Origin of the sequence: Variovorax sp. NFACC27 (assembly GCF_048301545.1) — a bacterium.
GTDB classification, from domain to species: Bacteria; Pseudomonadota; Gammaproteobacteria; order Burkholderiales; family Burkholderiaceae_C; genus Variovorax; species Variovorax gossypii.
This window is the reverse complement of record NZ_CP157613.1, coordinates 1,552,657-1,565,319: the sequence shown is the minus strand read 5'-3', so window position 1 is coordinate 1,565,319 and position 12,663 is coordinate 1,552,657. Positions and strand designations below refer to the sequence as shown.

At 67.8% G+C, this 12,663-nt stretch carries 11 protein-coding genes; 3 read left to right on the top strand and 8 right to left on the bottom strand.

What is annotated here, in order from left to right; translation table 11 throughout:
- Position 1 precedes the first annotated feature (1 nt).
- The 5 genes from phnX to ABL840_RS07255 are packed head-to-tail and all read right to left on the bottom strand — an operon-like array spanning position 2 to position 5,890.
- The gene (gene phnX / locus ABL840_RS07275) at positions 2–835 is read right to left on the bottom strand and encodes a phosphonoacetaldehyde hydrolase (RefSeq protein ID WP_093196680.1); all 834 of its coding nucleotides are present in this window, start codon (positions 833–835) and stop codon (positions 2–4) included.
- 49 nt (positions 836–884) lie between these two features.
- On the bottom strand, positions 885–2,030 hold the full coding sequence (locus ABL840_RS07270; protein ID WP_093196682.1) for a TIGR03364 family FAD-dependent oxidoreductase: 1,146 nt from the start codon (positions 2,028–2,030) through the stop codon (positions 885–887).
- Positions 2,027–3,742: a putative 2-aminoethylphosphonate ABC transporter permease subunit gene (locus ABL840_RS07265; RefSeq protein ID WP_093196684.1), complete on the bottom strand. Its 1,716-nt coding sequence runs from the start codon at positions 3,740–3,742 to the stop codon at positions 2,027–2,029. The genes ABL840_RS07270 and ABL840_RS07265 overlap by 4 nt, the downstream gene beginning before the upstream one ends.
- 2 nt (positions 3,743–3,744) lie before the next feature.
- Entirely contained in the window at positions 3,745–4,824 is a 1,080-nt protein-coding gene (locus ABL840_RS07260) for an ABC transporter ATP-binding protein (RefSeq protein ID WP_093196686.1), read from the bottom strand.
- A 31-nt stretch (positions 4,825–4,855) separates the two neighbouring features.
- Positions 4,856–5,890: a putative 2-aminoethylphosphonate ABC transporter substrate-binding protein gene (locus ABL840_RS07255; protein ID WP_093196688.1), complete on the bottom strand. Its 1,035-nt coding sequence runs from the start codon at positions 5,888–5,890 to the stop codon at positions 4,856–4,858.
- A gap of 297 nt (positions 5,891–6,187) precedes the next feature.
- On the opposite strand from ABL840_RS07255, the gene ABL840_RS07250 reads away from it, so the two are divergent.
- Both ABL840_RS07250 and ABL840_RS07245 read left to right on the top strand, forming a co-directional pair.
- A complete protein-coding gene (locus ABL840_RS07250; protein ID WP_093197224.1) occupies positions 6,188–6,748 on the top strand; it encodes a phosphonate degradation HD-domain oxygenase in 561 nt (186 codons plus the stop codon).
- A gap of 123 nt (positions 6,749–6,871) precedes the next feature.
- A complete protein-coding gene (locus ABL840_RS07245; RefSeq protein ID WP_093196690.1) occupies positions 6,872–8,662 on the top strand; it encodes an ABC transporter ATP-binding protein/permease in 1,791 nt (596 codons plus the stop codon).
- Here ABL840_RS07245 and queC read toward each other — a convergent pair.
- Positions 8,614–9,348, bottom strand: coding sequence for a 7-cyano-7-deazaguanine synthase QueC (gene queC / locus ABL840_RS07240; RefSeq protein ID WP_093196691.1), 735 nt, complete (start codon positions 9,346–9,348; stop codon positions 8,614–8,616). The two genes, ABL840_RS07245 and queC, sit on opposite strands and share 49 nt — an antisense overlap.
- A gap of 79 nt (positions 9,349–9,427) precedes the next feature.
- Here queC and ABL840_RS07235 point away from each other — a divergent pair, with 79 nt between their 5' ends.
- Positions 9,428–9,838, top strand: coding sequence for a DUF2177 family protein (locus tag ABL840_RS07235; RefSeq protein WP_093196693.1), 411 nt, complete (start codon positions 9,428–9,430; stop codon positions 9,836–9,838).
- A 21-nt stretch (positions 9,839–9,859) separates the two neighbouring features.
- On the opposite strand, the gene ABL840_RS07230 is transcribed toward ABL840_RS07235, so the two are convergent.
- Together ABL840_RS07230 and ABL840_RS07225 are read right to left on the bottom strand one after the other, a co-directional pair.
- Entirely contained in the window at positions 9,860–10,339 is a 480-nt protein-coding gene (locus ABL840_RS07230) for a DUF1854 domain-containing protein (protein ID WP_093196695.1), read from the bottom strand.
- Positions 10,336–12,612 carry an ABC transporter ATP-binding protein gene (locus ABL840_RS07225; protein WP_093299775.1) on the bottom strand — a complete coding sequence of 759 codons (2,277 nt, stop codon included), beginning with the start codon at positions 12,610–12,612 and terminating at the stop codon, positions 10,336–10,338. Before ABL840_RS07225 ends, ABL840_RS07230 begins: the two co-directional genes overlap by 4 nt.
- Positions 12,613–12,663: the final 51 nt, after the last annotated feature.

Below are 12,663 nucleotides of genomic sequence, written 5' to 3'. Positions count from 1 at the left end.
CTCAGACGGCAGTGGCGGCGGGCCGTTCGCCGGCTTGCAGGCGGCGCTCGATGTCTTCCAGCACCTGCGGCAGGTCGGCGACGCTGTCGATCACGTAGTGCGCGCCGGCTGCTTCGAGGTCGGCGGTGGCGCGCGCGCGGCGCTCCTGCTGCTGCGCTTCGTCGAACGCCTGCCACTCGGCCAGCGTGAGTCCGTTGGCGTTGCCGCTGACCGCGAGGCCCACGGCCCAGGTGCCGGCGTTGAGACCTTCCTGCAGGCCGACGCCGGTGTCGTCGACCTTCACCACGGTGTGCGGCGGCCACACGCCGAGGTCGGCGAAGCAGCGGTACATCATGAGCGGCGACGGGCGGCCTTCGGCCAGGTCGCCGGCGCACACGAGGTTGTCGGGCGAGTAGCCGCCGGCCGCGGCGATGGGCACGACCACTTCCATGATCGGGCGGTTGTAGCCGGTGGTGGAGCCGATCTTCAGGCCGCGCTCGCGCGCCGCTTTCACCGCCTCGAGCGCGCCGGGAATGAAGTCGGCATGGTCGCGCACGCTGGCCGCGTTCATCGGCGTGAACACCTCGTAGAGCCTGTCGACGTCGGCGTCGTTGAAGGCGTGGCCGTGCTTGGCTTCCCATTGCGCGGCGATGCGCGGCAGCGTGCCCAGCGCCTTGATGTGATCCCACTTGGCCATGCCCATCGGGCCGCGCGCCTCGGCGATGGTGATGTCGACGCCGAACTGCTCGAACAGCTTCACGAAGGCGCCCATGGGCGCGCAGGAGCCGAAGTCGAGGATGGTGCCGGCCCAGTCGAAGACGACGGCCTTGAGTTGCGAGTGGTTGTGGGCGTTCATGGCGGCGGAGTGTGAGTGGCTGGCTGAAAAGGTTGCGGCGGGCCGGAGGTCACCATGCATTGAAGACGTCGTGCGCGATGCCGAAGCCGGTGCTCGCGCCGCTGCCGCTGGTGACCAGCACCAGCCGCGTGGCGTCGTCGGGCGCGTCGATCACGCAGGGCGTGGTCTTCGACGAAGGGTACACGCCCGTCCAGCGCTCGACGATCTGCGCGGATTCGAGGTTCAGCGTGCTGCGCAGGTGACGCAGGATGAGCTGGTCGACCTCCTCCATCGCGAAGGGCTCGGGCGCGTCGGCGTAGTGATGCGAATCGCCGACCACCAGCGAGCCGTCGGCGCTCTGCACCACGATCAGGTGGATGCCGTGCGCGAGCGACGCGGCCTCTTCCTGCTCCAGGCGCGCGCGCAGCGCGGCGGCCTCGGGCAGCGTGCTGTAGCCCTCGTAGCGTGCGAGGCTCAGGTCCATCATCACCGAGCCCGGCAGGCGGAACCCTTCCTCGGGCTTCACGCGCAGCATCTGCAGGCGGCACAGCGTGAGGTCGTGCGTGACGATACGGTCGGAGAAAAGGCCGTGCAGGTCGGTGTTGGTGCAGACCACCACGCGCTCCGCGTGCAGCGTGCCGCGCGAGGTGCGCACGCGCGGCGTTTCCACCTCGTGCACGGTTTCGCCGAAGCGGAAGGTCACGCCGTGCGCCTCGGCCAGCCACTTCGTGAGCAGGCCGATGGCGGTGCGCGATTCGACGCGCAGCTCATGCGGGCTGAAGAGCACCGAGCGCGCATCTGCAAGGCTCAGCGCGGGCGCCCTGGCCTGCGCGTCAGCGGCATCGAGCAGCTCGCAACCCTTGCCCATCGGCGTGCGCATGAATGCTTCGAGCACGTCGTGCGCCTCCGGGCGATAAGCCGCGAGCCACAGGTTGCGGTGCACGACCTCGATGCCGGCCTGCGGTGCGACCTCGTTCCACACGCCGCGTGCATGCATGGCGCGGCGCCACATGTCGCCCGGCGCCTGGCCGGTGATGGTGATGAAGCCGAAGTTGCGGATCGACGCGCCGATGGCGGCCGCGTCGCGCTCGATCACGCAGACCTTGAGGCCGCGCTGCACGGCGGTGTAGGCATGGGCCAGGCCGACGATGCCGGCGCCGACCACGATGAGGTCGAAACTGTCGGGGTTGCTTGCTTGCGGGGTTGCGCTTGTCAACGATGTCTCCAGGTCTGGGTGCGCTCGAGTGCCCAATGCCCCGCCAGCGCGAACAGGCCCCGGCCGATGGCGGCCGTGAGCATGATCAGCGAGGCCATGGCGGCGGCGGGCGCCACGTCGCCGGCGTCGTCCATGTTGAGCACGGCGATGGCGGCGAGGGTGGTCTGCGGCGAGTAGAGGAACACGACGGCAGACACGGTCGTCATCGCGTTCACGAAGAAATAGCCGCCCACGTTGAGCACGGTGGGCAGCGCCACCGGCAGGTGCACGCGCCACAGCGTGTGCCAGAACGGCACGCCCATCGATTCCGACACCAGCTCGTACTCGCGGTCGAGCTGGCGCAGCGCGGTGAGCGAAGTGAGGTGCGCCACCGAGAAGAAGTGCGCCACCGTGCAGACCACGAGGATGGTCATGCTGCCGTAGATGGCGCGCAGCGGGTTCGAAGGCGAGATGAAGAAGAAGATGTAGCCCACGCCCAGCACCAGCCCCGGCACCGCCAGCGGCAGGTTGGCCAGCAGGTTGAGCAGCTCGCGCAGCAGCCCGAAGTGGCGCGGCTTCTCGACGAAGTAGGCCGATACGAAGGTGACGAGCGCGCCCGCCACCGCCGCGCACACGGCCATGCGCAGCGAATTGAAGTAGCTGCCCCAGCCGCCGCCGTCCATGTTGCTGAAGTCGTAGTTCTTGAACGACGGCACGAGGTTGTAGGGCCAGTAGGTGGCCAGCGACGCGAACACCGCCATGCCGATCATCACGAGGATGGCGAGGGCAGTGAGCACGCAGAACGCCAGCAACGCGCGGTCGCGTGTCTTCACGGGTTCGGGGTGATAAGGCGTGGCGCGCGCCGACAGCGCCGCTGCCTGCCTGCCGCGCACATGGCGCTCGACGAGGAAGGACAGCACGGCGGGAATCAGCAGCACGAGACCGACCACCGCGCCCATCTGGAAGTTCTGCTGCCCGACCACCTGCTTGTAGATGTCGGTGGCGAGCACGCCGGTCTGGCCACCCACCACCTTCGGCACGCCGAAGTCGGTGACGACCAGCACGAACACCACCATCGCGGCCACGATGAGGCCGTAACGTGAGGAAGGCAGCGTCACCGTGCGGAAGATGCGCCAGCGCGAGGCGCCCAGCGTCTGCGCGGCCTCGTAGAGCCGGCCGTCGGAGGTGGCCATGGCGGTGGTGAGGATCAGCAGCGCGTGCGGCAGCGTCCAGAACACCGAGCCGAGCACGATGCCCAGCGGGCCGTAGATCGACACGTCGCCCAGCAGCCCCTTGAACAGGCCCTGGTTGCCGAACAGGTAGACGAGGCTGATCGCGGGAAGCAGCGAAGGCGCGAGCAGCGGCATCAGCGCCACCGCGCGCAGCACGCCCTTGGCCGGCATGCAGGACAGCGTAAGCCCGTAGGCATAGACGTAGGCGATGGCGGTGCAGATCACCGCGCTGATCGCCGCGAGCCCCACGCTGTTGAATGCCGACTGCACCAGCGCGGGGTTCTCGAGGTAGCGCGCGAAGTTGGCAAGGCCGACGAAGGCGCCATCGCGATCGAAGAAGCTCTGGCCGACCAGTGCGCCGACGGGCAGCGCGACGATCACCACCAGCAGCAGCACGACCAGCAGCACGGCGGCGCCCGTCAGCCAGCGCTCGCGGTCGAAGGTGCTGCGGCGCATCGCCACCACCGGCGCGACGGCGATGGCGTCGGGAGAACTGCTCATGCTCAATGCGCCAGGACCGACAGCGCGTTCAAAGGCAGCTGGATGTGGACCATGCTGCTGGGCACCAGCGGCTCGTCGCCGCCGCTGCGGGCATCGGCGGGCAGCTCGGCTTCGATCTCGATGCCCAGCGGCTCGCAGGCCAGCCGGGCCGACGTGCGGTTGCCGAAGAACTCGGTGTCGAGCAGGCGCGCGGCGAAGCTGTTGGCGCCGAGCTCGGTGCCGAAGCGCTTCACCACCACGTGCTCGGGACGGATGCCCACCGTGGCCTGCGAGCCGATGCTGAGGTTGCCGGGCGCGCACAGCAGCTCGCTGTCGCGCACGCGCACCTTGCCGTCGGCCAGCACCGTGGCGGGCAGCATGTTCATTCGGCCCACGAAGCCGGCCACGAAGCGGGTGCGCGGCTGGCGATAGAGCTCGTCGGGCGTGCCGGCCTGCTCGATGCGACCGTTGTGCATGAGCACGACGCGGTCGGCCATCGAGAGGGCTTCTTCCTGGTCGTGCGTGACCATGATGGTGACGATGCCCAGGCGCTTCTGCAGCGCGCGGATCTCGCTGCGCAGCGTGGCGCGCACCTGCGCGTCGAGCGCGGAGAGCGGCTCGTCGAGCAGCAGCAGGCGCGGATTGGGCGCGAGCGCACGGGCCAGCGCGATGCGCTGCTGCTGGCCGCCCGAGAGCTGCACGGGGTACTTGTCGGCATGCGCGGCGAGCCCGACCAGGTCGAGCATCTCGCGCGAGCGCTTGGCCATCTCGCGGGCCAGCGCGCCCGTGGGATGCAGGCCGTAGGCGATGTTCTGCGCGGCCGTCAGGTTGGGAAAGAGCGCGTACGACTGGAACACCACGCCGAAGCCGCGCGCCGCGGGCGGCAGGCCCGCGATGTCCTGGCCGCCGAGCAGGATCTGGCCGCTGTCGGCACGCTCGATGCCGCAGACGATGCGCAGCAGCGTGGTCTTGCCGCAGCCCGAGGGGCCGAGCAGGCACACGAACTCGCCGGGCTCGATGTCGAGATCGATGCCGTCGAGCACGCGTGTGGCGCCAAAGGACTTGCCGATGCCGCGGAGGGAAAGAAAGCTGCTGCTCGTCATGGCCGGATACCGTCTTGCTTCGATGCCGGGATCAGAGCGGCTTCTTTTCCGACTTCGATTCGTAGCGCTTCGACCACTCCGTCAGGATGCGCTCGCGGTTGGCGGCGGCCCAGTTGAAGTCGTTCTTGGCAAGCAGCTTCTCGACATCGCCCGGCACGAACTCGAGCTTCTCCTGGATGCCAGGCAGCGCGAGCACGGCGAAGTTCTTGGCGTACAGCTCGTTGGCCTGCTTCGTCACGGCCCAGTCGGCCAGCGCCTTGGCGGCTTCCTGCTTCTTGCTGGTCTTGATGATGCCGGTGGCTTCCATGTCCCAGCCCAGGCCTTCCTTGGGCAGCACGATGTCGATGGGAGCGCCGTCGCGCTTGGTCTTGTTGGCGCGGTATTCGAAGGACATGCCGAGCGCAAACTCGCCGGCGCCGGCCTGGCGGCAGGGCTTGCTGCCCGACTGGCTGTAGATGCCGATGTTCTGGTGCAGCGCGTCCATGTACTTCCACGCCTTCTCTTCACCCATCATCTGGATCCAGCCCGACACCATCAGGTAGCCCGTGCCCGAGGCGGCGGGGTTGGGCATGGTGATCTGGCCCTTGTAGACCGGGTTGGTCAGGTCGGCCCAGCTGGTGGGCTTGGGCAGGTTCTTCTTCGTGGCTTCGGCGGTGTTGAAGCAGATGGCCGAGGACCACACGTCCATGCCGACCCACTTGGGCGGGTTGGCCGGATCGCGCATGTTGGCCTTGATGGCGTCCAGGCCCTTGGGCGCGTAGGGCTGGAGCATGCCTTCCTTGTCGAGCAGCATCAGCGAGGTGGCGGCCAGGCCCCACACCACGTCGGCCTGCGGGTTGGCCTTTTCGGCGAGCAGCTTGGCGGTGACGATGCCGGTGGAGTCGCGCACGAACTTCAGCTCGATGCTCGGGTTCTCCTTTTCGAAGGCAGCCTTGTAGGCCTGCACCTGGTCGGCTTCGAGCGCGGTGTAGACCAGCAGCTCGGTGCGGCCCTGGGCCGATGCGGCGAAGGCCAGCGAGAGCAGAGCGGCCGGCACGGCGGCCCAGCGGATGGAACGATGCAGCATGGACGGGGTTTCCTTGGGAGAAAGTGGAAAGAAGAAAGGACGCAGCGGGGGAGCAACCGGACGCGAATTCGAAAGTACGCAGATTCCGCCCGGCGACGAATGGGGGCGATGTTGGCAGCGGCATATGACAGAGATTTGTCAAAATGCCTCAAAAAAACTCAAATACCCAAAAATGCGCCGGAGAGTGACGATTCCCGGCAGTCCTGCCACGACAGCGTCATCCAGGTGTCACCGTGGCGCAGCAGACTCACGGACTTATTGCCTGTGCTTTCGCCCCGTCCGTTCGGTTTCACTTTCATGACACTCGACCTCGCCGAGATCGCCCGCCTGTTCGCCGAGCGCGGTGGAGTCGCATACGCGGGCGAACCGGTGTCGCAGCTCGAACATGCGCTGCAATGCGCCTGGCTCGCCGAACAGGCCGGCGCGAGCGACTCGCTGGTCACCGCGGCGCTGCTGCATGACCTGGGGCACCTGCTGATCGCCGAGCACCAGACGCTTTCGCACTCTCCTACAGAGCTGGGCATCGACGACCGGCACCAGTACATCGCCCTGCCCCTGCTGCGCGGCGTGTTCGACGTCGAGGTGCGCGAGCCGATCCGGCTGCACGTGGACGCCAAGCGCTACCTGTGCGCGACCCGGCCCGACTATTTCTCCAGGCTCTCGCCCGATTCGGTGCGCAGCCTCGCCCTGCAGGGCGGCGTGATGGACACCGAGGCGGCCCAGCGCTTCGCCTCCCACCAATGGTCCGGCGATGCGATCCGGCTGCGGCTGTGGGACGAGGAGGCGAAGATCGAGAAGCTGCAGACGCCGCCTCTGGCCCACTTCCTGACGACTGCAGCCAGGGTCATGCTGCGCTGACGAGTTCTTTTCGGGGCGTCCGGGCAGGTTCGCGGCCCGTTTCAGGCCGGTTTAAGAAACATTTGTCTACGATGGTCTCCTCAAGATGACCAGCGCCGCCCGGGCGCGTTCGAGGAAACCAGCATGTCCCCATCCATCACAGCTCGCGCGGGCTCGTTCATCCAGGTGCTGCGCCGCGTCTTCAGGCTTGCGGCGCCTTACTTCCAGTCCGAGGAGAAATGGCGCGCGCGGACCATGTTCGCCGCCATCGTCGCGCTCAACCTGGCGTACGTCTACGCGCTGGTGCTCTTCAACCAGTGGTACGGACGCTTCTACGACGGGCTGCAAAACAAGGACGTGACGGTGTTCTGGCGCGAGATCCGCGTGTTCGTCGTGCTGGCCTTCTTCAACATCGCGCTGCAGGTGCTCAAGTTCTATGTGACGCAGCTGCTCCAGTTGCGCTGGCGCGCCTGGATCACGCGCGACTATCTCGGCCGCTGGATGGCGGACCGCACCTTCTACGAGATGGAGCTGGCCCGCTATGCCGGCAAGGACGGCACGACGCCGGACAACCCGGACCAGCGCATCCAGGAAGACATGCAGTTGTTCACCAGCGCGACCATGACGCTGTCGATGGGCTTGCTGAACGCCGTGGTCACGCTCGTCAGCTTCGTCGGCATCCTCTGGGGACTCTCGGGAACGACGGAGCTCTCGCTGAACGGCACCACCTACCAGGTCGCGGGCGCGATGGTCTGGCTGGCGGTGGCCTACTGCGTGGTCGGCACGATCATCACCCACTACATCGGACGGCCGCTGATCGGGCTGAACTTCCGCCAGCAGCGCTTCGAGGCCGACTTCCGCCACCACCTCGTGCGCGTGCGCGAGTACAGCGAGGCGATCGCGCTCGACCGCGGCGAGAAGGTGGAGCATGGCCAGCTCGACCTGCGCTTCGGCTCCGTGCTGCGCAACTACCTGCAGCTCATCAAGCAGCAGAAGAATCTCGTGACCTTTACTGCGTTCTTCGGGCAGGCCGCTGTGATCTTCCCGTTCGTGGTCGCCGCGCCGCGCTTTTTCAGCGGCGCGATCCAGCTCGGCCAGCTGATGCAGATCTCGTCGGCCTTCGGCAAGGTGCAGGATTCGCTGAGCTGGTTCGTCGACAACTACGACAGCGTGGCCGTGTGGCGCGCCACGACCGACCGTCTCACCAGCTTCGACGATGCAATCCGCGCGCATGCCGCGCAGGAGAACGCCCTCGAGCGCAGCGATGCAGCCGGGCTTCATACCGACGGCCTCTCGCTGAACCTGCCGAACGGCACGCCGCTTCTGGCCAACGCGGCACTCACCGCGAAAGCCGGCGACAGCGTGCTCGTGCAAGGCCCCTCGGGCAGCGGCAAGTCGACCCTGTTCCGCGCCTTCGCGGGCATCTGGCCGTTCGCGCGCGGACGGGTGCAGGTGCCGGCCGATGCGATGTTCGTGCCGCAGCGGCCCTACATGCCGGACGGCCCGCTACGCGTTGCCCTGGCCTATCCGGAAGACGCCGCGAAATACGACGACGAACAGCTGCGCCGGGCGTTGAAGGACGCCCTGCTGCCCGAGTTCGCCAACCGGCTGGACGACAGCGATGCATGGAGCCAGAAGCTGTCGGGCGGCGAGCAGCAGCGGCTCGCCATCGCGCGCGTCCTGCTGAAGAAACCCCGCTGGGTCTTTGCCGACGAGATCAGCAGCGCACTGGATGCGCCGGCCGAGCGCACGCTGTACCAGCGGCTTTCGGAGATGGTGCGCGCGGGCGGCGGCGCGATGGTCTCGGTGGCCCATCGAGCGGCGGTGGGCGAGTTCCACAACCAGCGCTGGACGCTGGTGCCGGAAGCCGAGGGCGCCACGGCGCGCTACCGCGTGGAAGTCGTGGCGGCGCCGGCGGGCAGCGCAGCCGCGTAGCGCTCCCAGCCCTTCTTGCGCAGGTCGCAGGCAGGGCACTCGCCGCAGCCGTAGCCCCACGCATGGCGGTGCACGCGATCGCCGAGATAACAGGTGTGGGTTTCCTCCACGATCAGGTCGACCAGCGGCTCGCCGCCCAGGCGATGGGCCAGGCTCCAGGTCTCGGCCTTGTCGATCCACATCAGCGGCGTCTCGATGACGAGGCGGCGCTCCAGGCCGAGCGAGAGCGCGAGCTGCATCGCCTTCATGGTGTCGTCGCGGCAGTCGGGGTAGCCGGAGAAGTCGGTCTCGCAGACGCCGGTCACGATCACCTGCAGCCCGCGCCGGTAGGCCAGCGCGCCCGCGAGCGTGAGAAACAGCAGGTTGCGCCCGGGCACGAAGGTGTTGGGCAGGCCGTCGGCCTGCATCGCGAAGGCGACCTCCTCGGTGAGCGAGGAGCCGCCCAGCTGCGCCAGCGCGGCGAGCGTGAGCACGTGGTCCTCGCCCAGGCGGGGCGCCCAGTCGGGAAAGCGCTCGCGCATCTTCGCGAGGATGTTGCCGCGCACGTCGAGCTCCACACGGTGGCGCTGCCCGTAGTCGAAGCCCAAGGTTTCGACGCGCTGGTACTTCGAGAGCGCATCGGCGAGGCAGGTGGTCGAGTCCTGGCCGCCGGAAAACAGAACGAGGGCGGTGGTGTGCAGAGGCATATCCGTCAACGGCGGGGCCGCTGTAGTCCAAAGGCGCAATTTTCGCAGGCTGCGCGAGGCCGCGGATACGATCCCGCGCATGAGTGCCAAACACCTGGTTGCATGGGTCGTCACCCTGGCGGTGCTGCTGGCGCTCGACATGGTCTGGCTCGGCGTCGTGGCCAAGGACATGTACCAGCAGGGCATGGGCGGGCTGATGTCGCCGAACCCGCGGCTGGGCTTCGCGGCCGTGTTCTACCTGGCCTACCCCGTCGGCCTGCTGGTGTTCGCGATCGTGCCCGGCCTGCGAGCGGGAGGCACGATGCGGGCGGCGCTGATGGGCGGGCTGTTCGGCCTCTTCTGCTACGGCACCTACGACCTCACCAACCTGGCGGTGGTGCGCGACTGGCCGGTGGCGCTGTCGTTCATCGACATGGCCTGGGGCACGCTGGTGAGCGGCGCGGCGGCGGCGGCAGGTGCCACCGCATTGCACCGGTTCGCACGGCGCTGAAGGCGCGGCGGGATTCTTCTGCTAGAGGAAACGCTCGAGCAGCTTGCGCGAGGTACGGTCGAGCGTCTTCACGTCCGGAATGCGGAACTGCACGCCGTGCGCGCTCGCGATCAGCAGCGCGCCGCCCTCGAGCCGGCGGATGTCTTCCTCGGCCTTGAGCACGAAGCTGGTTTCGCCGCGATCGGTGCTGATGGTCCAGGTGCTCGGCACGCCGAAGCTGGACACGCCGTGCAGCTTCAGCAGCGTGGGCGCGAAGTCGCGCACCGCGAGGTCTTCCTCAAGCAGGGCCTTGGCCTGCGCCGGCAGCTGATCGACGCTGTCGATCCAGACCAGCTCGCGCCCTTCGCTGCCGACCATTGAAATGCCATGGCCGGGCGCGCTCAGCGGAAAGGCCCGCACGGGCACGACGCCGACATGGCGCTCGCCTTGTGCATCGGTCAGCACGAGGCGGCCGAAGGGATCGCGCTCCAGTTGAAAGTCGTTGTTGTTGTCGTTGGTCATGCGTCCCCCGCCGGATGGGCTGCGTGGGCGATGGCGACCGGCGCCTGCGCATTGGCGCGCTCGTCGGCCGCACCTTCGCTCGCGTCGTCGTCGCCCTGGCGCAATTGCGCCTGGTAGAGCCGCCAGTAGGCGCCCTGCTTCGCCATCAGGGCGTCGTGCGGCCCGACCTCGACCACCTCGCCGCGGTCCATGACCACGAGCCGGTCGGCCTTGCGCAGCGTCGACAGGCGGTGCGCGATGGCGATGGTGGTGCGGCCCTGCACGAGGTTGTCGAGCGCCTTCTGGATTTCCTTCTCGGTCTCGGTGTCCACGGCCGAGGTGGCCTCGTCGAGGATCAGGATGCGCGGGTCGATCAGCAGCGCGCGCGCGATGCTGATGCGCTGGCGCTCGCCGCCCGACAGGCCCTGCCCGCGCTCGCCCACCAGCGAGTCGTAGCCGTGCGGCAGGCGCAGGATGAAGTCGTGCGCATGCGCGGCGCGCGCGGCGGCGACGATTTCCTCGCGCGTGGCGTCGGGCTTGCCGTAGGCGATGTTCTGCGCGATGGTGCCGAAGAAAAGGAAAGGCTCCTGCAGCACCAGACCGACGTGGCGGCGGTAGTCAGCCACGGCGAAGCGGCGGATGTCGGTGCCGTCGACCTTGATGGCGCCGTCGGTCACGTCGTAGAAGCGGCAGATCAGGTTGACCAGCGTGCTCTTGCCCGAGCCGCTGTGGCCCACGAGGCCGATCATCTCGCCGGGCTCGATGGTCAGGTCGAGGTCGTGGATGACGGCGCGCGAGCCGTAGCGGAAGCCCAGCCCGCTCATGTCGATGCGACCCTGCACCCGCTCCACCTTCACCGGGTTGGCCGGTTCGGGCACGTTGCTCACGTGGTCGAGGATGTCGAAGATGCGCTTGGCGCCCGCCGCGGCCTTCTGCGTGACCGAGACGATGCGGCTCATGGAGTCGAGCCGGGTGTAGAAGCGGCCGATGTAGGCGATGAAGGCGGTGAGCACGCCCACCGTGATGCTGCCGCGCGCCACCTGCCAGATGCCGAAGGCCCAGACCACGAGCAGGCCGATTTCGGTGAGCAGCGACACGGTCGGGGTGAACAGCGACCAGGTGCGGTTGAGCTTGTCGTTGACCTGCAGGTTGTAGACGTTGGCCACGCGGAAGCGCTCGGCCTCGCGACGTTCCTGGGCGAAGGCCTTCACCACGCGGATGCCGGGGATGGTGTCGGCCAGCACGTTGGTCACTTCGGACCAGACGCGGTCGATCTTCTCGAAGCCGGTGCGCAGGCGGTCGCGCACGACGTGGATCATCCAGGCGATGAAGGGCAGCGGCACCAGCGTGACCACCGCCAGCAGCGGGTTGATGGAGATCAGGATGACCGCGGTCATCACGATCATCAGCACGTCGTTGGCGAAATCGAGGGCGTGCAGCGAGAGAAAGACGTTGATGCGGTCTGTTTCAGAGCCGATGCGCGCCATCAGGTCGCCGGTGCGCTTGCCGCCGAAATAGTCCAGCGGCAGGGTCAGCAGGTGCTCGTAGGTGGTGGTGCGCAGGTCGGCGCCGATGCGCTCGGACACCAGCGCCAGCAGGTAGGTGCGTGCCCAGCCCAGCCCCCAGCCGACCAGCGCCGCGATCAGCAGGCCGCCCAGGTACAGGCCGACGCGCATGGTGTCGATCTTCTGCCCGTTCTGGAACGGGATCAGGATGTCGTCCATCAGCGGGATGGTCAGGTACGGCGGCACCAGGGTGGCGGCCGTGGAGAACAGGGTCAGCAGAAACCCTGCGATCAACTGCTTGCGGTAGGGCTTGGCGAAGCGGCCGAGCCGCAGCAGGACCCATGTCGAGGGCGGGGTCTGGAGCTCGGTGTCGGCGGAATCCTCGCCGTCGGCCGTCTCGACGGCCTCGGGTGTCTCCTTGGAGACACCTGCCATGCGCTGGCCGAACAGCTTCAGCAACCGCAAGGCCGCAACCTGCCCGGCCAGGGTGTAGCGCCAGCGCGCGAGGCGGCCCGAGGGGCCCGTCAGATCGAGCGTTCCGACGCCCGAATGGTCGGAAAGGCGCAATTCCAAGGCCGCGTCGGTTAGCGGCCACTCACGCCAATCACCGCCAGGATCGAGCGAAATCAGCCTCCGGTCAGTCAAGGCGACTAGGCCGGAAGCGAAGCGAAGTTGGTCGTCGAGGTCAACCGTCAGTGTTACCAGAACGTTTTCCGCGACTGCGAGGCGGTTTTTGAGTACCGCTTCTGTTTCGCCCTCGCGGGTGCCGACTGGATCGTGATGTTGCATTGTGTTTCTTTGACTCTTGCCCGTCGCGGGCCTCATGGACCGCGTCATGGC

Bases quoted from the DNA above. Each gene is read 5' to 3' on its own strand.
- phnX (WP_093196680.1), bottom strand. From the start codon at position 835: ATGAACGCCCACAACCACTCGCAACTCAAGGCCGTCGTCTTCGACTGG.
- ABL840_RS07265 (WP_093196684.1), bottom strand. From the start codon at position 3,742: ATGAGCAGTTCTCCCGACGCCATCGCCGTCGCGCCGGTGGTGGCGATG.
- ABL840_RS07260 (WP_093196686.1), bottom strand. From the start codon at position 4,824: ATGACGAGCAGCAGCTTTCTTTCCCTCCGCGGCATCGGCAAGTCCTTT.
- ABL840_RS07255 (WP_093196688.1), bottom strand. From the start codon at position 5,890: ATGCTGCATCGTTCCATCCGCTGGGCCGCCGTGCCGGCCGCTCTGCTC.
- ABL840_RS07250 (WP_093197224.1), top strand. From the start codon at position 6,188: ATGACACTCGACCTCGCCGAGATCGCCCGCCTGTTCGCCGAGCGCGGT.
- ABL840_RS07245 (WP_093196690.1), top strand. From the start codon at position 6,872: ATGTCCCCATCCATCACAGCTCGCGCGGGCTCGTTCATCCAGGTGCTG.
- queC (WP_093196691.1), bottom strand. From the start codon at position 9,348: ATGCCTCTGCACACCACCGCCCTCGTTCTGTTTTCCGGCGGCCAGGAC.
- ABL840_RS07235 (WP_093196693.1), top strand. From the start codon at position 9,428: ATGAGTGCCAAACACCTGGTTGCATGGGTCGTCACCCTGGCGGTGCTG.
- ABL840_RS07230 (WP_093196695.1), bottom strand. From the start codon at position 10,339: ATGACCAACGACAACAACAACGACTTTCAACTGGAGCGCGATCCCTTC.
- ABL840_RS07225 (WP_093299775.1), bottom strand. From the start codon at position 12,612: ATGCAACATCACGATCCAGTCGGCACCCGCGAGGGCGAAACAGAAGCG.